The organism is Luteimonas sp. 8-5, from assembly GCF_029763755.1.
In the GTDB taxonomy this organism is placed as follows: domain Bacteria; phylum Pseudomonadota; class Gammaproteobacteria; order Xanthomonadales; family Xanthomonadaceae; genus Cognatiluteimonas.
On sequence record NZ_JARUVM010000014.1, the window covers coordinates 64,478 to 84,728 of the forward strand.

Here is a 20,251-nt window from a genome sequence, read left to right on the forward strand (position 1 = left end):
ATTCCCGCCATGCCCGCCACGCCACGCGACCGCGACACCCTCACCCGCTTCCTGCTGCCCGCCGCGGGCGTCCGCGGGGTGCGCGTGCACCTGGACGACACTTGGGCGCAGGTCCGCGAGCGCGGCAGCGACCTGCCGGAGGCGGTCGTCGAACTGCTGGGCGAGGCCAGCGCCGCCGCGGCGTTGTTCACCGGCCATGCCAAGGTGGACGGGCGGCTGTCCGTGCAGCTGCGCGGCAACGGCCCGCTGCGCACCCTGTTCGCCGAATGCACCGCGGCCGGCACCGTACGTGGCATTGCCCAAGCCGAGGGCGATGCACCGCTGCCGCGCGATCTGCGCGCCCTGGGGCGGGACGCGCTGCTGGCGATCACCATCGAGAACCCGTCGGTGGGTCCCGATCGCGAGCCCGTCCGCTACCAGGGGCTGGTGGCGCTGGAGTCCGAGTCCCTGGCGGGCGCGTTCGAGGACTATTTCCGCCAGTCCGAGCAGTTGCCGACCCGGCTGCTGCTCGCCGCCGACGCCTCCGCCGCCGCCGGCCTGATGCTGCAGAAGCTGCCCGGCGATGCCGGCGACGACGATGGCTGGAATCGCGCCGGCGCCCTGTTCGAGACCCTGTCGCCGGCCGAGTTGCTGGCCTGGCCCGCCGGGACCCTGCTCCAGCGCCTCTTCCACGAGGACGGCGTCGAACTCCTGGGCGAGCGCCCGTTGCGCTTCGGCTGCTCCTGCTCGCGCGAGCGGGTGGAGGCCATGCTGCAGTCGCTGGGGCGCGAGGAGGCGGACGCCGCCGTGGCCGCCGCCGGCGGCACCGCCCAGGTTCGCTGCGAGTTCTGCGGGCAGCGGTACGCGTTCAGCCCGGCCGAAATAGAGACCCTGTTCACGGATTTGCCGGTCGCAACCGGAGAGGGCCCTGCCGGGCTCCAATGAAAGGGCCGAAACGGGCCGGCGTTCACGTTCCGTTGATTGTTAAAGAAACATAAATCCGGTAGATTGAAATCCAATCCCGGCGGGAACTCGCCCGCGGGGCGGGGGTCACAACCGGCATGACCGCTCACTTGCCACGATTGCTGCTCGCTGCGCTGCTCGTCCTGGGTTGCGCCGTGCCCGCAGTGGCGCAGCAGCGCCAGGACAGCACCTGGTTGCCGGTGTGGAACAACGCCAGCGGCAAGCTCGAAGCCTACCTCGTGCTGGAGCCCGCCCAGGCCCCGCAGGTCGACAACCGCTGGCGCTTCGGCAACAACTCGCTCGACGCCACCTACGGGCTCGAAGCCGGCGACTCGCTGGCCCTGCTGTGCAGCGGCAATGCAGGCAAGGCCCGCGCCCTGGGCAGCCTGCCCAACAATTGCCTGCTGGCCGCGCTCGGCGACCGCATCGGCGGTAACCGCACCAGCGCCTCTGCCGCTTTCGCCAACCGCAGCGGACGCGTCGGCGTCACCGCCGGCAGCGGCCAGGACAGCATTTCGCCGTGGCGGACGCCCGGCCTGCGCAGCCAGGTCGAGGTCAACGACCTCACCGTGTTCGCGCAGAAGAACATCCTCGATGAGGGCTTCGTCTCGATCGCGGGCACCGTCGCCAAGGCGCGCCTGGTGCCGGCCTCCGAGGCCGCGCCTGCCCTCGCCCGTCGCTGGAGCAGCAAGTCCCTGACCGTCGGCGGCGGCTACGGCGCGTTCGGTGCCAGCATCGTCGGCCACGTGGTCGATACCCCGGGCCAGCCGGCCTTCGGCGGACTGGGCCTGGGCCTGACCTGGCGCACCCCGTGGAGCGGCCAGCTCACCGTCGGCGCGGACAACGTCGTGACCCGCGGAAAGAATCCGTTCCTGCCCGGCGACGAGGCCGACGGCGACGGCGGCACCGTGCCCTACGTCCGGTACGAGCAGGACCTCTAGCCCATTGCAGGCCGGCGCCATCGGGCGCCTATACTGCCTGCGTAGGATTGCGCGGGGCAGTCGCGCCCCGCGATGGAGGCATGATGTTGCGATTGGCGATACTCCTCGCACTTGCCGGCGCCGGAACGGCGCAGGCGGGAGCCCTCCAGCTCGATCCCGGCCCCCTTGCGCCCACGCAGGCCCGGCAACCGGCATTCCTGACCGCCGAGGCCCAGGCCGCGGCCGCGATGACCCTGCCGCCGGAGTTGCGCGCCGTCGTCGTGGAGCTCGGATTCGACCGTGGCGTGGCGACCCTGGACCGGGTCCGCAGGCTTTACGAATACATGGTCTCGGAACAGGGGCTGGGCTTGCGCTATCGCGAGCAACCCACCCATGGCCTGGCTGAAAGCTACGCCACGCGCGAGGTCAACTGCCTCTCGTTCACGATGATGTTCATCGCGCTGGCGCGGGCCTCGGGCATCGACGCCTATGCCCAGGCCTCCAACGACGCCCTGGCCATGCGCGTGCTCGAGGACACCGTCTATCGCGCGCATCACGTCAAGGCCGGCGTCGACATCGACGGCGTGCAGTACACGGTGGACGTGGGTTGGCGGGCGGTGGTCGCCGAGGAAAAGCCCCGGCGCATCAGCGACGTCGAGCTCGTGGCCCTGCTGCACAACAACAACGCCGTCGAGCGCCTGCTGGCCGGCGACCTGTCCTCGGCCATGACCGAAACCGGGCGGATGCTGGCCCTGGACTCGGACAATGCCACCATCTGGAGCAATGCCGGTGTCGTCAACTGGCGCTCCGGCCGTTACCAGCCCGCCGAGCAGGCCTACCTCAAGGCCCTGCAGATCCAGGACGACCACCTGGGCGCCCTCAGCAACCTGGTGGCGCTGTACCGGACCACCGGCGAGGAACGCCTGGCCGCGCAATACGGCAAGCGGCTGAAGAAGGCCCAGGCGATGGACCCGTTCTCGCAGTTCCTGCTGGCCGAACAGCTCGTCCGGCAGGGCGCCTACGGCGAGGCGCTGGGACACTACCGCCGCGCGATCAGGCTGCTGCCCAACCAGGCGACCTTCCACCGCGGGATGGCCGAAGCCTACCGCCAGAAGGGCGACCTGCAGGCGGCGCAACGCGCGCTCCAGCGCGCCGAGTCCATCGAGCTGCGGAAGTATTCCCAGCGCGGCATCCAGGACGCCGACGCCAACTCCTGAGTTTTTTTAAAAAACCTTCGGCCAAAAAGAATGCCGGCGCTTTCGCGCCGGCATCCTTTTTTACAGCAGTGAAGCTTTGGATCAGAACGAGTAGCGCACGCCCAGGTAGGCACGACGCGGCTCGACCCAATCGGTGGCTTCGCCGAAGGCATACACACCGTCGCCATCGAACAGGTCCTGCTCGGTGGTGGCCGACTGCTTGTCCAGGATGTTGAACACGTCCAGGAAGAACTCAAGCTTGCCGACGGGCAGTTCGTAGTTGTACTTCGCACGAACGTCCAGGGTGTAGTACGCCGGGGCCGTCTCGGAACCGATCATGCCCGAGGCGATCCACGAGTCGACCACGCCGCCCCACTCGTACGGGTCGTCCATCAGCGGCAGGTGGCGCGAAGCGATCAGCTGGGTACGGCTGTAGGAAACGCCGCTGTTCCAGTTGAACACACCGCTCAGCTCCAGGCCCCAGTCGAAGAAGTACGAACCGAACGCCTTGAACTGGTGCTCGATGTTACCCGGCTGGTTGCCGTAGGCGTTCGGGGCGCGCGGGTCGAGGGCAAGCCAGTCGCCCTGGAAGTCCGCGTTGCTGTCCGAGTTGGTGTTGCCCTTGGCGGCGTTGTGGGTGTACGACAGCATGCCCTGCCAGTTGTTGCTCTTCTGCTTCTGCAGGGTGACTTCGAAGCCCTTGTAGTTACGCTTGCCGCCAGCCAGCGTGGCGATCACGTAGTTCGAGTTGGGCTTGCCGTCATAGCCGAAGTACGAGTACGGCAGGTACAGGTCCGAGTTCTCGTCGGCGTAACCGTTGGAGGTGTCGCCGTCCGGATCGGCGTACAGCGCCAGATCGTAGTCTTCCAGGATGTCACGGGTCTGGCGCTCGGTGTAGGTCACCGAGAGGCTCAGGTCCGTGCCGAACGTGGTGGCGTAACCGATCAGGAACTCATCCGTGTACGGCGTCTTGGTCGACGGCGCGAACAGGGCGTCCGGGGTCTTCGGGCCGCCGCGGGTGCGGTAGGTCAGCCAGCGGTCGCCGATGAACACCTGCTCGTCCAGGACCGAACCGGTCAGGTTGCCGGCGAAGTCGGTCATGTTGTTGCGGATCGGGTCGTAGTAACGGCCCGCGAAACCCCAGATCTTGCTACGACCGTCGCCGTTCAGGTCATACACCACGCTCAGGCGCGGGGCGATGTCCCAGTCGAAGGTGTAGACCTTCTCGCCGGTCGAGGCGTAGTGCGACCACTGCTCGGTACGGAAACCGGCGTTGATCGTCCACTGGTTCATCGTCCAGGTGTCCTGGAGGTAGAACGCCTTGCCCTTCGAGGTCACGTCGTACGGAGCGACGACCGACTGCAGCAGGCGGTAACCGTTCACCTGGCCGTTCGGGTTACCGGCGGTGCTGGTGAACTGGTACGCGTTGACTTCGTCCTGGGACACGGCACCGTCGTTGTTGGTGTCGAGCACGCCCAGGTAGAACGCCTTGTCGGCGCTGGCGTTGATCGCGTCGATGATGCGCGTCTGGTCGCCGTTGGCGATCGTACGCGAACCGGTCCAGCCGCCACCGATGTACTGCTCGAAGGTCACGCCCGCGTCTTCGGCCGCGATCGAGCGGTAGTAGCCGCCGCCGCTGTACTGCAGGTCTTCCTTGTAGGTGTTCTCGGACGAGGTGTAGCCGGCCTTGAACGTGTGCGAGCCGAAGGAGGTGTCCAGCCAGTACTCGAGGGTCAGGCCGAACTCGTCGCGGTTCGCCCAGGTCTCGAGGTTGGTGCCCACGCCACCCAGCTGCAGGTCGGCGTTGGTCGGGTTGCCACCGAAGTAGGCAACGTCGTTGCGCACCGCGGCCTCGGCAGCGATCGTGGTGATCTCGGCCTCGTGACGGAAGCCGTACGCGCTCAGGCGCAGGTTGTCCCAGTCGTGGGTGTACTCGATCTTGTAGTTGTCGCCACCCTGCTTGCGCGCGGAATCGCGGTTGTTCAGCGTGCTCGACGAGGTCGAACCGCTACGCTCGTACGGGTCGTTGAAGAACAGCGCGGTCAGGCGGTCGTTGTCCGTGATCTGCCAGGTGGTCTTGAAGAACGCGTAGTCCTGGTCGGTGTCGACCGTACGCATCAGCTGGTCGTTCAGCGGGTTAACGACGTCGTCGCTACGGTTCTTGATCTGGTACGAACCGAAGAACCACAGCTTTTCCTTGATGATCGGACCACCCAGGGTCAGCGCGGCGTCGTAGGTCGAGAAGCCGGCGGACTCGCCGTGCTTGTCGTCGGCCACCAGGCTGTCGTTCTGCAGGTAGTAGTTGATCGAGCCGTGGAACTCGTCGCTACCGGACTTGGTGACGACCTTGGAGATCAGGCCCGAACCACCTTCGTATTCGGCCGGGACGCCGCCGGTGAGAACCTGCTGCTCCTGGATGATCTCGGAGTTGAAGTTCGCGCCGAAGGTACCCGAGTTCGGGTCGGTGACGTTGACGCCGTCCAGGTAGTAGACGTTGTCGGTCGACTGGCCGCTGGTGCCGCCGATGTCGGAGTAGTTGACGCCCGACTTGGACGACGGGTTGCCGGTGGCGCTGGGCTTCACGCCCGGGACCAGCTGCAGGTAGCTCTGGTAGTTACGCGCGGTCGGCAGCGACTCCACCATGTCGAGGGTCAGCGTGGTGCCGACGGTCGCCGAGGTGGTGTCCACGGCGGCCAGCGACGCACCCGTGACGATCACGGTGTCCAGGCTGGCAACGCCGAGGGCGTAACCGACGCTGAGGTTCTTGCCGCTGACGACGGCGACGTTGGTGGCCGAGAAGTTGTCGTAGCCCGGGGCGTCGACGACCACGGTGTAGTTGGTCGACGGGTCGAGGCCCTGCAGGCGGACGCTACCGTCGGCCTCGGTCACGCCGGAGCGGGTAACCAGGCTGTCCGGGGAGCTCACCGTCACGGTGGCGCCGGCAAGCGGAGCGCCGTCGGTGCCGGTGATGGTGACGCGAAGGCCGCCGGTCTCGGCCGCGAGGGCTGCACCGACGAAGCACATGCCCAGCGCGACAGTAAGCGCACTACGCTTCAGGCCTTTTACAAGGTGATTAGAAGCCATTTTTTTATAACCCCCTAGGGATCAGTGACCAAAAAGGATGTACATGTACGTCCGGCTCGAAGCGGCCCGACCGTCCGACTATAAGTCAGTCAACAATTCTTTAACAAGCCCCCTCCGACTGTTTAACAAATGACCCGTCAGTCGCAGGAAAAGCCGAGATTGATCTGATGTTGCAACGCACCATCAGCCTTCCAGGGCGGAGGCGAGGGGCTGTAACCAGGGCCTGTATGGCATCCACTTCGCGACCTCGGCGCGTGCAACGCGTTGGCGCACCTGCACCGCGCTCGCCGTGGCGACCGCACGGCCGCGGTTGCGGCGGGAATCGGCCATCGACGGGATGTATTCGATGCCGCAGAAGGCAGCCACGCGGCGCATCTCCACTTCCGGCTCCGCCGCCAGGCCGGCGTAGGCCACATCGAGGATCCTGCCGGGGAAAGCGGCGTGCCAGTGCGCCATCAACCGGCGGTACAGCAGGAAATAGTCTCCCAGCTCCTGCTGGTCGTAGGAATGGGGATTGGCGTCGGAGAACAGTTCGCGCAGGTTGGAGAAGCAGGTTTCCATCGGATCCCGGACCATGTGCAGGATCCTCGCCTGCGGCAATGCGCGGCAGATGAAACCGATGTTGAGGAAATTCGAAGGAAGCTTGTCGACGAAGAACGGTTCGTCGCCAAGCCGCCAGGCAACGCTTTCCATGTAGTGCCGGCCCACTGCCGCCAGGTCCATCCCCTCCGCCCGCCCGACGATGGTCGTGTCGACGACGCCCCGGCAATGATGGTCGGCGGCAAAACGCACCGCGCTGGTGAAGTCGTAGAGTTCGCCTGCACCGTGCACCAGGGGGCTTGCGTCCAGCAACTGTTCGAGCAGGGTCGTACCGGACCGGTGCATGCCGACGATGAAAATGGGTGTCTTCGAACCGCTGGCCGCGGCGGCTCCGGTGGCCGCGTCGCCGGGCATGGCCACCAGCGCATCCACCAGCCGGATACTGTCGTCGGTATGGTAGTCCAGCAGGCCGCGCTTGGTTCGGCAGGCACGCTCGAGCGCTTCCCAGGCTTCGGCATGGCGGCCGAGCGCATCCAGCGCCGCATGCATGGCGAACCCGAGGAAGACGCGATCGGGCGCGGCCACGCCGGGGCGCGCCATGAGGGCCTGCATCTGCCCGACGTGCGCGGCGGATGCGTCCGCCGGGTCGAGTTTCAGCCGCAACCAGTGCGCCTGCGCGATTTCCGGCGCGCGCCGCAGGCATCGCTCCAGGTCGCGGCGTGCATCCCCCGTCCGCCCGAAATACATCAGCACCTGTGCCCGCGCCAACAGGCCCGGGGGGAAATCCGGATCGGCCCGGTGCACTTCGTCGAGGTACTTCAGCGCGCGCGCCTGGTCGCCGAGCATGTTGAAGTGCCTGGCGATGGTCATCAGCAGCGGGACGGGAATACGGTCGAGCGGACCCAGGCCATCGACGTACCGGACCAGCGCGTCGCCAAGGTTCAGCGCAGCCAGCAGGGCGACGACGCCTGCAACGGTGCGCGCATCGCCGGCCCGGAGGCTCGCGGCCCGCAACACCGCCTCGCGCGCAGCCCGGTGCTTCCCCGCTCCCAGCGCGGCGTGTGCCGTTCGCTCCCATTCCGCTGCGGTACCCGACGTCATTCGCATCCACCTCCAACCCGACCGGATTGTATGGCTTGCACGGCACGCAAAAAAATGCGGCCCCTTCGCAGGGGCCGCAAGAGTTGCCTTCGATTCCCGGGTCTGGTCAGAAATCGTATTCGGCGGTGAAGCGGAACTCACGCGCACGAGTCGCCGACAGCGGCTGGTGGCAGCCGGCGAGGAACGTGTTCGAGGCGGTTTCGCAGGTCTCGTTGACCGAGGTGACGCTGCGATCGTTCATCACGTTCAGCACGTCCGCCGACAGGCGCAGGCCTTCCATCCAGCGCGGCTGGTAGGTCAGGTTCAGCGACAGGTTGCTGTTCCACTCCAGGCGACCGAAGGTACCGCGCGGCACGAGCTGGCCTTCGCAGTAGTGGGCGTAACCCGCATAGCCGTACTCCGGCCAGTGGTTCTCGCCGACCGTACCGTCGCCGTTCTCCGCCGGTGCGCCGAAGCAGTTGATCGGGCGACCGCTCTGCACGATCAGGTTGCCGCCCACGCGCCACTCGTCGGTGATGTCGTACGCACCGAACATCTTGAAGGCATGACGACGGTCGTTCGGCAGGTAGCCGTAGCCGCCATCGGCCAGCGACGGATAGTCGAAGCCCGCGGAGATGCCGGCGTCGTCCTGGCCGATGTCCGACTTCACGTAACCTTCGGTGTTGCCGATGTTCTTCGAGAAGGTGTACGAACCCTGCAGGGTCCACTTCTCGTCGTAGGTACGCTCGAAGAAGAACTCCAGCGCCTTGTAGGTGCGCTTGGCCTTCGGGATGCCCAGGGCCGAGGCCGGGATCGTGAGCTGGGTCAGGTTCCCGTCGCCGGCGAGGTCGGCGTTCATGGTCAGGTCTTCACCGACGTTCATCAGGAAGCAGTTGTTGACCGCCGAACCGATGGCATCGGCTTCATCCTCGGTGTAACCCTCGGAGATCGCCCAGTCGTACGGCATCTGGTACGAGCAGTAGTCGTCCATGACGGTGCTCAGCTTGCGGTAGATGCCGCGCACGCCGCCCACCCAGTTCTGCGAAAGCTGCATCTGCAGGCCCAGGATCAACTCGTCCTGGAACATCGGGTCCAGTTCCGGATCGACCACGCCGCGCGGATCCGGGGTGGTACCCGGCGAAACCAGGAAGCGGCTGCCGAGCTGCGCGCCGAGGCCGGGCAGTTCGTACTGGTCGTTGCTGTAGGTGCCGTCGAACACGTAGTAGTCGGTGTAGTCGAGCTCGGCACCGGCCAGGCGCATGTTGGTGTTGCCCATCACCGGGATGTAGTACCGGCCGGCATTACCGAACGCCTTGAGGGTGGAGTCGCCATTGACGTCCCACGAGAAGCCCAGGCGCGGGGCCCAGGTGTTGTCGATCTTGATGAACGACTCGCCCAGGGCGTTGAGGTTCTCGAACGACTCGTTGCGGATGCCGATGTAGGCCAGGAAGTTGTCGGTGACCTGCCAGGAGTCCTCGATGTAGTAGGCGGAGTTGGAAAGCGTGAACTCGCCGCCGTTCTCGAAGTGGCGCATTTCGACGTAGTCGATCGGCGCACCGGTGTTGTTGGTGTACCCGGCGTTGATCAGGCTGCCACCCGGGGCCAGCGTACGGATGATGCGGCTGGTGCCGTCGATGTCCGTACCGGTGTAGGTGCGGCCGCCGACGAAGTCGTAGTCCTCGTTGTCCAGGCCGAAGCGGATGGTGTGGTCGCCGATCACCCACTCACCGTCGATACGGTAGGCGGTGCGCTTCTCGTTGGCATCCGGGCGGTCGGCAGAGGTGACCGTCCAGCAACCATGGTTGATCGCCGGCGAGGTGCGCGCGTCGGTGACGCGGGGGCAGCCGAACGCGCCGATCTGCGAGGTGTGGTCGTACTTGCCCACGCCGTACAGCGCCGACAGGGTGAAGTTGTCGCCGAAGTAGCCGGTCCACTTGCCGATGTAGTTGTCGCCGCCCCACTGGTAGGCATTGGGCAGCTTCTCGGCGCCCTTGCCGGTCTCGTATGGCGTCGTGGAGAACCAGTAGCGCGACTTCTGCTCTTCGCGGTCGCGGAAAGCCGTCAGCTCCAGGTAGTGGTTCTGGTTGATGTTCCAGTCCAGCTTGACGTAGTACTGCGGCGAGTCGGACTTGCGCTCTTCCTGGTCGACGTTGCCGTAGAACTCGGACTCCGTGGACTCACCCTGGGCCAACGCGTAGAAGAACAGCGTGTCCTTGATGATCGGGCCGCTGGCGTACAGGTTGTACTTCAGCTCGTCCGTGTTGTTGTCGGGGATCTCGACCGGGATCCAGTCGGCCACGCCGGGCATGCGCTGCCACTCGGGGCTGGTGCCGGCGTCGGGGCCGTCGTAGAACACGGCCGGATTCGGGATGTAGCGGATGGAATCGCTGCGCATCGAACCCGGGGTCCAGATCGCATTCGCGCCGAAGTGCCATTCGTTGCTGCCGCGCTTGCCGATGACGTTGACCACGCCACCCAGCGAACGGCCGAACTCCGCGCCGTAGCCGCCGTTCTTGACCTGCGCTTCGGAGATCGCCTCGAAGGGCAGTTCACTGAAGGCCACGCCGTTGATCACGTTGGTGACGTTGAAGCCGTTGATGTAGTAGACGTTCTCGGCCACCGACGAACCACCGAAGGACGCCAGCTTGCCGCCCTGCTTCTGGTCGCTGCCCAGGCGGCTGTCGCCGAGCGTGGTACCCGGCGCCAGCAGCGCCATGGCGGTCGTGTCGCGCGCCACCGGCAGCTTGTCGATCTGGGCTTCGGTCAGCACGGTCGTGGATTCGACCGAGGACACGTCGATGGGATTGATGTTGGTCGCGAAGACGGTGACGGTATCGAGGTTGGTCGCGTCGCCGGTGGCGAAGCTCACGCTCGACGTGGTACCGACGTTGATCGAGACCGGCTTCGGGGATTCGCCGTTGCGGGTGACCTCGTACTGGCCGGTCGGAACCTGCGCAAAGCGATACGAGCCGTCCGCGCCCACCGTCACGGTGCGCGAATAACCCGTGGTCGGATTGGTCAGGGTGATGGTGTCTCCCGGCGCCGCGCTACCGTTTACCGCACCCGCCGTATTCGTCTGCGCGTTGACCCCGCCGACAAAGCACAGACCCAGAGCGACGGTCAGTGCGCTCCTCTTGAGACGATCAGCTCGTTGCTTGGAACCCATAGTAGGAACTCCGAATGGTTGTAGACCCCGTTATCCCGCCCGGAGGAGTGGACCCCCTGGACGAGCCAGAACGTCAAAGCCGCACGCGATGACGCCTCGAATATAGAGCCGTGAACAAATCCTTAACAAGTACTTTTTCCTTGAATTGGACGCTTCAGCACTGGCATGTCGCATTGCAACATGCTAGGCCCGCGCTAATTGCCTGTTTTTCAAGGAAATGCAAATGGGGCCGACATGCGGCCCCATTCATGGATTGCTGCAGGGCAGCATAACTGTATGGCCGGTTTACCCGGCCAATTGCGTCAGGATCCGGTGCTGCTCGTTCCGGAGACTTTCCGGCATGCGCTCGCCGTAGCCGGCGAGGTATTCGCCGATCCCCTCGAACTCCGCGCGCCAGCCTTCCCGGTCGTAGCCGAAGAGCACTTCCCGGGCTTCCCCGGTGAGGGAAATCCCCTCCAGGTCGAGGTCGCCGACGGCGGGCAGCGCGCCGATCGGCGTCTGCACCGCGTCGGCCCGGCCTTCCACGCGCTTGATCATCCACTCGAGCACGCGCAGGTTGTCGCCGAAGCCCGGCCACAGGAACTTGCCGTCGGCGCCCTTGCGGAACCAGTTGACGTGGAAGATCTTCGGCAGCTTCGCGCCGGGCTTGTCGAACGAAAGCCAGTGGGCGAAGTAGTCGGCGAAGTTGTAGCCGCAGAACGGCTTCATCGCCATCGGGTCGCGGCGCATCACGCCGACTGCACCGGTCGCGGCCGCGGTGGTCTCCGAACCCATCGCGGCGCCGACCAGCACGCCGTGGATCCAGTTGCGCGCTTCGAACACCAGCGGCACCAGTGAGGCGCGACGGCCACCGAAGACGATGGCCGAGATCGGCACGCCCTGCGGATCCTCGGCCATCGGCGAGTAGCTGGGGCAGCGCTTGGCCGACACGGTGAAGCGGGAGTTCGGATGCGCCGCCGGGCGCACCGAGGGGTCGTACGGCTCGCCGCGCCAGTCGGTCGCCGGCTGCAGGCCGTTGTCGATGCCTTCCCACCACGGCTGGTTGTCGGCGGTGACGCCGACGTTGGTGAAGATGGTGTGCGACTGGATCGAGGCCAGCGCATTGGGATTGGATTTCTTCGAGGTACCGGGCGCGACGCCGAAGAAGCCCGCCTCCGGATTGATGGCGTACAGCCGGCCGTCGGCGCCCGGACGCATCCAGCAGATGTCGTCGCCGACGGTCCAGATCTTCCAGCCGGCCTCGCGATAGCCTTCCGGCGGGATCAGCATCGCCAGGTTGGTCTTGCCGCAGGCCGAGGGGAACGCGGCGGCGATGTAATGGGTTTCGCCCTGCGGGTTCTCCACGCCCAGGATCAGCATGTGCTCGGCAAGCCAGCCTTCCTGGCGCGCCTGGTGCGAGGCGATGCGCAGCGCATGGCACTTCTTGCCCAGCAGCGCGTTGCCGCCGTAGCCGGAGCCGTAGGACTTGATCGTCAGTTCTTCCGGGAAGTGCATGATCCAGCGGCGGTCCGGATCGAGTTCGCCGGTGGAGTGCAGGCCCTTCACGAAGGTGCCCTCGCGCTCGATGCGCTTCAGCGCGGGCGCGCCCATGCGGGTCATGATCCGCATGTTGGCCACCACGTACGGCGAGTCCGTGATCTCCACGCCGCAACGCGACAGCGGCGAATCGATCGGACCCATGCAGTACGGAATCACGTACAGCGTGCGCCCCTGCATGCAGCCGTCGAACAGGGCGTCGATCTTCGCGTGCGCCTCTTCCGGTGCCATCCAGTGGTTGTTCGGGCCGGCATCGTCGCGCTCGGGCGTGCACACGAGGGTCAGGTGCTCCACGCGGGCGACATCCTGCGGATCGGAACGGTGCAGCCAGCTTTGCGGGTGTGTTTCCTCGTTGAGCCGGATCAGGGTCCCGTCGGCTTCCATCTGCGCGACCAGCTTCGCATTCTCGGCATCGCTGCCGTCGCACCAGTGGATGGCATCCGGGCGGGTCAGCGCCGCGACCTCGGCCACCCAGTCGTTGAGGGCCGCCAGCGTGCTGCCATCGGTACCGGGGATGTTCATGTCCTTGGTGCGGGCGTTCAAGGGATACGTCTCCTGCAATGCTTACGGAATGAGGGTGGCCATGACGTGCTCGACGTAGGCCTCGAATTCTTCATGCTGCAGCTGCGGCTGCTGCATCTGCAGATTGAGCTGCAGGAAGCCGACGTAGGCCGCATAGGCCAGGCGCGCCCGGTGCTGGGCGTCGGCGCGGTTGAGACCGGCCTGCCGGAACGAAGCGGTGAGGTACTCCAGGCGGCGCGCGGACACGCGCTCGATCACCGGCCGCACCACCGGGTGGTCAAGGGCCTTGAGCAGCTCGCTGTAGATGATGTGGGAGCGTGCCTCGTGGGCGACCAGGTCGAACAGCGAGCGCAGGCGCTGGGCCGGATCCGGAATAGCCTCGAGCTGGCCGAACACTTCTTCCTGCTCGACCTGCTCCCAGCGCTCCAGCGCAGCCACCAACAGCGCTTCCCTGGACGGGAAGTGCCAATAGAAGCTGCCCTTGGTCACGCCCAGGCGCCGGGCCAGCGGCTCGACCGCGACCGCTGCCACGCCCAGCTCCGCGATAAGCTCGAGAGCAGCCTGGGCCCAGTCGTCCGCGCTCAGGCGGCCGTTGCGTTCGGATCCATACGCCATAGCCTTCAATAGTACGCGGTTGCGGGGCCCAGCACCCTCATGGCAATATCCATACTATACCGTATGGTGGAGCGTTCCCGATGAGCATCGCGATTCCTTTCCTCCTGCTGATCCTGGCCGGAGCGTTCGCTGCCTACCACCGCTGGAGGCTGGCGACCTGGGTCGCCGTCTCCGCCGTCCTGCTGGTCGGCTGCGCCCTGTTCGGCGCCAGCGCCACGGCCACCGCCATCGCCGCGGTGCTGCTGGCCCTGGTCGCCGTGCCCCTGCTGGTCCCGGCGATCCGCAAGTCGCTGATCACCGCACCCCTGCTGCGCTTCTATACGAAGATCCTGCCGCCGCTGTCGGACACCGAGCGCACTGCGCTGGAATCGGGCACGGTCGGCTTCGAAGGCGAGCTGTTCTCCGGCAAGCCGGACTGGAAGCAGCTGCTGGACCTGCCCAGGCCCGAGCTCACCGCCGAGGAGCAGGCCTATCTCGACGGCCCTTGCGAGGAGCTGTGCCGCATGGTCGACGACTGGGACATCACCCACGTGCGTGCCGACCTGCCGCCGCAGCTTTGGGAATTCGTGAAGAAGCAGGGCTTCTTCGGCCTCAACATCCCTAAGGAATACGGCGGCCTGGGCTTCTCGGCGCTGATGAACCACAAGGTCATCCAGAAGCTGGCCTCGATCTCCTCGGTGGTGAGTTCGACCGTGGGCGTGCCCAACTCGCTGGGCCCGGCCGAACTGCTGATGCACTACGGCACCGAGGACCAGAAGCGGCACTACCTGCCGCGCCTGGCCGACGGCCGCGAGGTGCCCTGCTTCGCGCTCACCGGGCCGTTCGCCGGTTCCGACGCCACCTCCATCCCCGACTACGGCATCGTGTGCATGGGCGAATGGGGCGGCGCGCAGGTGCTGGGCATCCGCCTCACGCTCAACAAGCGCTACATCACCCTGGCGCCGGTGGCCACGCTGATTGGCGTCGCCTTCCGCATGTACGACCCGGACGGATTGCTGGGCGACACGAAGGACATCGGCATCTCGCTGGCGCTGGTGCCGCACGACACGCCGGGGCTGGAGATCGGCCGCCGCCACTTCCCGCTCAACACGCCATTCCAGAACGGCCCCATCCACGGCCGCGACGTGTTCGTGCCGCTGTCGCAGCTGATCGGCGGCGAGGACTACGCCGGCAAGGGCTGGCAGATGCTGATGGAGTGCCTGTCCATCGGCCGCTCCATCACCCTGCCCTCCACAGCCAGCGGCGGTTCGAAGATGGCCGCGGTGGTCACCGGCGCGTACGCGCGCATCCGCAAGCAGTTCGGCCTGTCGATCGGCCGCTTCGAGGGCGTGCAGGAAGCGCTGGCCCGGATCGCCGGCAAGGCCTACGCGATCAGCGCGCTGTCGGAAGCCACCGCCGCCGCGGTCGCGCGCGGCGAGAACCCGGCGGTGCCGTCGACGATCTCCAAGTACCACTGCACCGAGATGGGCCGCGAAGTGGTCAAGGACGCCATGGACATCCACGGCGGCAAGGGCATCATCCTGGGCCCGCGCAACTACCTCGGCCGCGGCTGGCAGGCGACCCCGATCAGCATCACCGTCGAGGGCGCCAACATCATGACGCGCTCGCTGATGATCTTCGGCCAGGGCGCGATCCTGTGCCATCCGTGGGTGCTCAAGGAGATGAAGGCCGCGCAGCTGGAGGATCCGGTGCAGCGCCTGGAGGAGTTCGACCGCTACCTGTTCGGACACATCGGCGCGGCGATCTCCAACGCCGTGCGCGCGTTCTGGTTCGGCCTGACGTTCTCCGCCTTCGGCAAGGCGCCGGGCGACGACTACACCCGCCGCTTCTATCGCAAGCTCAACCGCTATTCGGCGACGCTGGCGGTGATGGCCGATACCTCGATGCTGACCCTGGGCGGCAAGCTGAAGTTCAAGGAGTCGCTGTCGGGGCGCCTGGGCGACGTGCTCAGCCAGCTGTACATCTGCAGCGCCATGCTCAAGCGCTACCAGGACCAGGGCCGCCCGGAAAGCGACCGTCCGTTGCTGGCCTGGGCGATGCACGACTCGGTCAACAAGATCGAGACCGCGCTATCGGGTGCGTTGCGCAACTTCCCGATCCGTCCGGTCGGCTGGCTGCTGTGGCTGCTGGTGTTCCCGCTGGGCCGTCGCGCCCAGGCGCCCGGCGATCGCCTCAGCCGCCGTGCCGCGTCGATCCTGATGACACCCGGCGATGCCGCCCGCGCGCGCCTGGCCGAGGGCGTGTTCCTGACGCCCTGCGCGAACAACCCGGCCGGCCGCATCGACAGCTATCTGCCTGCCGTGGTCCACGCCGAGCCGGTGGAGCGCAAGTTCCTCAAGGCGCTCAAGCACAGCGACATCGAGGCACTGGAGTTCCCGGCGCAGCTCGACGAGGGCGTGCGCGAGGGCTGGATCACCGCCGAGGAGCGGGTGTTGCTCGAGCAGTTGCGCGAGATGACGCTGGACGCGATCACCGTCGACGATTTCGAATCGGCGGAATTGCAGGCCGGCTGCTGACGCTACTCGAGGGTGAGCATCGCGTCGCCGGAGAACGACTCGATGCGGATCTGGCCGTTGCCGCTGCCGTAGCGCGCCTCGAAGCTCTTGCCGGGGCCGAACTCCTCCTTGCGCACGTCGACGCCCGGCGCATCGAGGTCGCCGCTGAAGCTCTCGCCGCGCACGCGCGCCGAGAGCGCCTTGGGCAGGCGCAGGTGGATGTCGCCGCTGACGGTTTCGGAGCGGATCTCGCCCCCGTCGGCCAGGCCCACGCGCACCTGGGCGTCGCCCGACACCGTGCCGGTGGACAGGCGCCTGACGCGTTCGCCGCGGCTGTCGATGTGGATGTCGCCCGACACCGTCTCGGCATGCACTTCGCCGTTCAGGCGTCCGGTCAGGCCGATGTCGCCGCTGACCGATTCGGACTTGGCACTGGCGGTATTCAGGGTCAGGTCGAGGTCGCCGCTGACGCTGCTCACGTCGGCCTTGCCCGGCGCGGCGGCGACGGTGACGTTGCCGCTGACGCTTTCGATGTCGAGATTGCCGGAGGCGACGCCGTCGACGTCGATGTCGGCAGAGACCGATTCGATGTCCAGGTCGGCGCGCAGCGGCACCTGCAGGATCAGCGTCGTCGGCCCGGTGCGATCGCTGCGCCACCCGCCCATCCGCCGCGGGTACTCGACCCGCACCTCCAGGTCCTGGCGATCGCCGTCGATCACCAGCTTCTCGACGCCCTCGCCGAGCGTGCCGGTGATGCGCACCTCGTTGCGGTCCCAGGCGCGCACTTCGATGCGACCCTTGACGTTCTCGATGTCGATGCGCCCGCGTGCATCCAGCGGCCGGGTCTCGTTGATCGGGGTGCCGGCGAACAGCGGTGCGCTGGCGAGGCTGGCGCAGATGGCCAGGGCGATGGTGTGGATGCGAATGCGCATGGGGTTTCTCCGTGGATTCTGTCGTGTCAGCCCAGGCTGGCGCCTTGGGTGATGGCGTGTTGGGTAAGTTCGAGGCGCAGCGCGTAAGTCCGGCGCAGGCGTTCGAGCAGGAAGCGCGATTGCGGGTCGAGCGCGATCGCCTCGCGGATCTGGCGCGCGCTCTGGTCGAGTTCGCGCAGGGCCGGCTGTTCGCGCCGGGCCAGGGACGGCTGCGGCGTGGCGGTCTGCAGTTCCTGCAGGGCGGCGCGGTATTCGGCGGTCATGGCATCGGCTTCGCGATCCAGCGCAACGGCCGCGACGCCCGTGCCGTCGTCCGCTGCCTGTACCGACGCGGGCGGCGGCTGCATGCGCCATGCCACGCCCACTGCCAACACCAGCGATGCCGCCAGCGCCCAGGGGGCCAGCCGCATGGCGGGATTGCCGCGCGACGGCGCCGCCGCCTGGGCGGGCAACTGCCCGATGCGCGCCTGGATGCCCGGCCACAGGTCGTGCCCGGGCTCGATCTCGCGGCGCAGGCCGCGCAACTGCAGGCGCAGTTCGCTTTCGGTTCGCGTGCTTTGGGTTCGCATGTCAGACGTCGTCATTGGTGTCCCTCCAGCCGTTCGCGCAACAGGCCGCGCGCGCGGTGCAGTTGTGCCTTGGAACTTCCGACCGCCATGCCCAGGGCTTCGGCGATCTCTTCGTGCTTCCAGCCTTCCACGTCGTACAGCACCAGCACTGCGCGGGCGCGCGGCGGCAGCGTCGCCACGGCGCGCTCCAGGTCCAGCGCCAGCGCCGTGCCCTGTCCGGCGGTGTCCAGGGTGCCGACGTGGTCGAGCACGTCGTCATCGCCGTCCAGGCCCGGGCGGCTGCGCCGCGCGCGCATGTCCATCAGCGCGGTGTTCACCGCCAGGCGATGCAGCCAGGTGCCGAACGCGCTTTCGAAGCGGTAGGCCGGCAGCGCCTGCCAGGCGCGGACGAAGGCCTCCTGGGTCAGGTCCTCCGCGCGCGCGCGGTCGTAACCCACCAGCCTCGCAACCACGCCATGGACCCGGCCGGCATGGCGTCGGTACAGGGCCTCGAAGGCGCTGCTGTCGCCGCCAGCCGCAGCGCGCGCCAGCGCCTGGTCGACGTCGGCCGGGGTCGCGGTCGCGCTCGGGGCGGTGGGCAGGCAGTCGGTCACGGCTGTGGCGAGCATACCCAGTCGGATGCTGCGGCGCGCCCGGAGGTTTAAGGCCGAGGGAATGAAGGGAGTGAGGGGAATGAAGGGAATGGCAGGCTCCAGGCGGCTGCCATTCCCTTCATTCCCCTCATTCCCTTATTCCCCTCGCTCCCGCCTGGCGGGACAGCCGCCAGCCCAGCGCCCCCGCGGCCACCGCGGCGCCGGCACTGATCGAGGCGAACATGCCGATCGTCGCGCCCACGCCGCGCAGGGCGTTCATGCCCACGGCGATGGCCACGTCCCCGAAGCGCCAGACCGCCGTGTCGACGGCGTTCTGGCCCTTGTAGCGGATGTTGCGCGGCATCGAGGCGAACAGGCTGTGGCGCGCCGGCTCGGCCATGCCGTAGGCAAGGCCGCGGCTGACGATCAGGGCGAGGGCCACGGCCGGCATGCCCGCCAGCAGCGGCGCATAGGGATCGGTCGAAACCACCACCAGGCCGAGCATCAGGGTGCTGGCCAGCGCCCACACCAGGATTGTCGGGCCCGCGCCATGCCGCGGCAGCAGCCAGCGGGTCACGGTGAGCTGCACCAGCGCGGTCAGCACGTTGGTGGCAAGGTCGACGTTGGCCGCGAAGCGCGTGCGCGCGACGGCATCGACGAACACCGTGTTCGAGTAGTCGGTCACCAGCGCGTAATTGACCGTGCCGATGCCGTCGGCCAGCAACAGCAGGATCGCCATGCCGCGCATGAACGGGTCGGCGAAGATCTGCTTCAGGCCGTCGAACATGCCGCCGCCCACGGCCGCTTCGTCCGAAGGCGCGCGCCGGGTGCCGTGCACACGCGACCAGCGCCCCAGCCAGATCACGCAGCCCAGTGCCACGCCCAGCAGCGACGCGGAGACGACCAGCAGCGGTGCGACGCCGATCACGCCCACCAGGCCGCGCGTCAGGCTCGGACCGGCCACCGCGCCGCACGTCCCCGCCAGCGCGATCAGCGGGAACAGCCGCCGCGACTGCGCCACGCTCCATATGTCGGTCATGAAGATCCAGAACACCGACACCACGAACAGGTTGAACACGCTGACCCAGACGAAGAACAGCACGCCCAGCGCGCGTGGCGACAGCAACCCCGACTGCGTGAACAGCGGCACGAAGCCGAGCAGGCAGACGATGAACACCAGGTTGAGCAGCGGCACCACGATGCGGCGCGGATAACGCGAGACCAGCGCGCCGAACACCGGCGCCAGCGCCAGCATCGCGATGAACGTCGCGCCGTAGAACCAGGGCAACTGGGTCGAACCCACGGCCGCGGCCAGCTGCTCGCGTACCGGCCGGATCATGTAGTACGCGGCCAGCACGCAAAAGAAGTAGGTGAACGACACGGCCAGCGCCTGCCATTCGCCGGCGTGGACGCGCTCGCCGGGTCCCGCCATCGGCTGGTGGCTCATCCCCGCTCCAGCATCGGCGGCAGCGGACACTGCAGCACGCCGCAGATGGTGCGCAGCAGTTCGGCCTCGGCCACGGTGATGCGATTGTCATGGGCTACGGTCGCGGCGATGCCTTCGACCAGGGCCTGGCGCGCGAACGGATCCAGGGTTTCCATCGGCCCCCATACATCGTCGAGGGCCAGCACGCCGCCGGCCTGCGGCTGGTACGGCAGGTGCGCGCGCGGCAGCACCCGCTGCATGCCGGCCAGGTAGGCGCGCAACGCGCCGGACGGATCGTCGGCATGCCCGCATTCGGCGACCACCGCCAGCATCGTCGCGACTTGCGGCCGTACCTGGGCCAGGCTGCGCCGGCCGAACCGCGCGTGCCGCGACGGGTCCAGCGAATCGCGCACCTGCACCTGCAGCAGCTTGCCCAGGCAGTACTCGAACAGCGAGACGCGGCCATCGGCATGGACCACCGCGTGCACGGTGTCGAGGAAGGTGTCGAGGTCCGGGCGCGGGCGCAGCCGCAGTACCGGGAAGGCCAGCGCCGCCAGCGGCAGGCGCAACATCGGGTGCAGGCCGGCCAGGTGGCTGGCGCGGATTTCGGTGGCTGCCGCGGCGGCCGCTTCGCCCATGCGCGCGGCGATCTCGGC

General features: G+C 67.3%; 13 protein-coding genes and 1 pseudogene. 4 read left to right on the plus strand and 10 right to left on the minus strand.

Translation table 11 applies throughout. The annotated features are described in order from the left end of the window. Positions 1-9 precede the first annotated feature (9 nt). From QAA18_RS03130 to QAA18_RS03140, 3 genes are all read left to right on the plus strand, one after another. A complete protein-coding gene (locus QAA18_RS03130; RefSeq protein ID WP_279410933.1) occupies positions 10-924 on the plus strand; it encodes an Hsp33 family molecular chaperone HslO in 915 nt (304 codons plus the stop codon). Between the two features lie 116 nt (positions 925-1,040). Further along, entirely contained in the window at positions 1,041-1,883 is an 843-nt protein-coding gene (locus tag QAA18_RS03135; protein ID WP_279410934.1) for a hypothetical protein, read from the plus strand. A 92-nt stretch (positions 1,884-1,975) separates the two neighbouring features. Further along, positions 1,976-3,079 carry a tetratricopeptide repeat protein gene (locus QAA18_RS03140; RefSeq protein WP_279410935.1) on the plus strand — a complete coding sequence of 368 codons (1,104 nt, stop codon included), beginning with the start codon at positions 1,976-1,978 and terminating at the stop codon, positions 3,077-3,079. Between the two features lie 81 nt (positions 3,080-3,160). On the opposite strand, the gene QAA18_RS03145 is transcribed toward QAA18_RS03140, so the two are convergent. The 5 genes from QAA18_RS03145 to QAA18_RS03165 form a co-directional block, all read right to left on the minus strand. Then, entirely contained in the window at positions 3,161-6,142 is a 2,982-nt protein-coding gene (locus QAA18_RS03145) for a TonB-dependent receptor (RefSeq protein ID WP_279410937.1), read from the minus strand. A gap of 183 nt (positions 6,143-6,325) precedes the next feature. Continuing rightward, positions 6,326-7,783, minus strand: coding sequence for a sulfotransferase (locus QAA18_RS03150; protein ID WP_279410939.1), 1,458 nt, complete (start codon positions 7,781-7,783; stop codon positions 6,326-6,328). A gap of 106 nt (positions 7,784-7,889) precedes the next feature. Then, on the minus strand, positions 7,890-10,928 hold the full coding sequence (locus QAA18_RS03155) for a TonB-dependent receptor (RefSeq protein WP_279410940.1): 3,039 nt from the start codon (positions 10,926-10,928) through the stop codon (positions 7,890-7,892). Between the two features lie 285 nt (positions 10,929-11,213). Then, entirely contained in the window at positions 11,214-12,986 is a 1,773-nt protein-coding gene (locus QAA18_RS03160; protein WP_343226735.1) for a phosphoenolpyruvate carboxykinase (GTP), read from the minus strand. Between the two features lie 42 nt (positions 12,987-13,028). Further along, positions 13,029-13,601, minus strand: coding sequence for a helix-turn-helix domain containing protein (locus QAA18_RS03165; RefSeq protein WP_279410944.1), 573 nt, complete (start codon positions 13,599-13,601; stop codon positions 13,029-13,031). Positions 13,602-13,681: 80 nt separating this feature from the next. Between QAA18_RS03165 and QAA18_RS03170 the strand changes: the two genes are divergently transcribed. Beyond that, positions 13,682-16,117 carry an acyl-CoA dehydrogenase gene (locus QAA18_RS03170; protein WP_279410946.1) on the plus strand — a complete coding sequence of 812 codons (2,436 nt, stop codon included), beginning with the start codon at positions 13,682-13,684 and terminating at the stop codon, positions 16,115-16,117. Between the two features lie 2 nt (positions 16,118-16,119). Here QAA18_RS03170 and QAA18_RS03175 read toward each other — a convergent pair whose 3' ends face one another. From QAA18_RS03175 to QAA18_RS03195, 5 genes and pseudogenes are all read right to left on the minus strand, one after another. Then, positions 16,120-17,028, minus strand: a complete 909-nt coding sequence (locus tag QAA18_RS03175) for a DUF4097 family beta strand repeat-containing protein (RefSeq protein ID WP_279410947.1) — start codon at positions 17,026-17,028, stop codon at positions 16,120-16,122. A gap of 26 nt (positions 17,029-17,054) precedes the next feature. Then, positions 17,055-17,597, minus strand: a complete 543-nt coding sequence (locus QAA18_RS03180; protein ID WP_279410949.1) for a hypothetical protein — start codon at positions 17,595-17,597, stop codon at positions 17,055-17,057. An 11-nt stretch (positions 17,598-17,608) separates the two neighbouring features. Further along, positions 17,609-18,205: an RNA polymerase sigma factor gene (locus QAA18_RS03185; protein WP_279410951.1), complete on the minus strand. Its 597-nt coding sequence runs from the start codon at positions 18,203-18,205 to the stop codon at positions 17,609-17,611. Positions 18,206-18,317: 112 nt separating this feature from the next. Next, the gene (locus QAA18_RS03190; RefSeq protein WP_279410952.1) at positions 18,318-19,616 is read right to left on the minus strand and encodes an MFS transporter; all 1,299 of its coding nucleotides are present in this window, start codon (positions 19,614-19,616) and stop codon (positions 18,318-18,320) included. Next, a pseudogene (locus tag QAA18_RS03195) lies at positions 19,613-20,251 on the minus strand (peptidase M48 Ste24p); the annotation flags it as partial. The pseudogene QAA18_RS03195 and the gene QAA18_RS03190, both read right to left, overlap by 4 nt.

Excerpts from the sequence above, each read along its gene's own strand:
- QAA18_RS03135 (WP_279410934.1), top strand. The coding sequence starts at position 1,041 with ATGACCGCTCACTTGCCACGATTGCTGCTCGCTGCGCTGCTCGTCCTG.
- QAA18_RS03130 (WP_279410933.1), top strand. The coding sequence starts at position 10 with ATGCCCGCCACGCCACGCGACCGCGACACCCTCACCCGCTTCCTGCTG.
- QAA18_RS03175 (WP_279410947.1), bottom strand. The coding sequence starts at position 17,028 with ATGCGCATTCGCATCCACACCATCGCCCTGGCCATCTGCGCCAGCCTC.
- QAA18_RS03150 (WP_279410939.1), bottom strand. The coding sequence starts at position 7,783 with ATGACGTCGGGTACCGCAGCGGAATGGGAGCGAACGGCACACGCCGCG.
- QAA18_RS03190 (WP_279410952.1), bottom strand. The coding sequence starts at position 19,616 with ATGAGCCACCAGCCGATGGCGGGACCCGGCGAGCGCGTCCACGCCGGC.
- QAA18_RS03170 (WP_279410946.1), top strand. The coding sequence starts at position 13,682 with ATGAGCATCGCGATTCCTTTCCTCCTGCTGATCCTGGCCGGAGCGTTC.
- QAA18_RS03165 (WP_279410944.1), bottom strand. The coding sequence starts at position 13,601 with ATGGCGTATGGATCCGAACGCAACGGCCGCCTGAGCGCGGACGACTGG.
- QAA18_RS03155 (WP_279410940.1), bottom strand. The coding sequence starts at position 10,928 with ATGGGTTCCAAGCAACGAGCTGATCGTCTCAAGAGGAGCGCACTGACC.
- QAA18_RS03145 (WP_279410937.1), bottom strand. The coding sequence starts at position 6,142 with ATGGCTTCTAATCACCTTGTAAAAGGCCTGAAGCGTAGTGCGCTTACT.
- QAA18_RS03180 (WP_279410949.1), bottom strand. The coding sequence starts at position 17,597 with ATGCGAACCCAAAGCACGCGAACCGAAAGCGAACTGCGCCTGCAGTTG.
- QAA18_RS03185 (WP_279410951.1), bottom strand. The coding sequence starts at position 18,205 with ATGCTCGCCACAGCCGTGACCGACTGCCTGCCCACCGCCCCGAGCGCG.
- QAA18_RS03160 (WP_343226735.1), bottom strand. The coding sequence starts at position 12,986 with ATGAACATCCCCGGTACCGATGGCAGCACGCTGGCGGCCCTCAACGAC.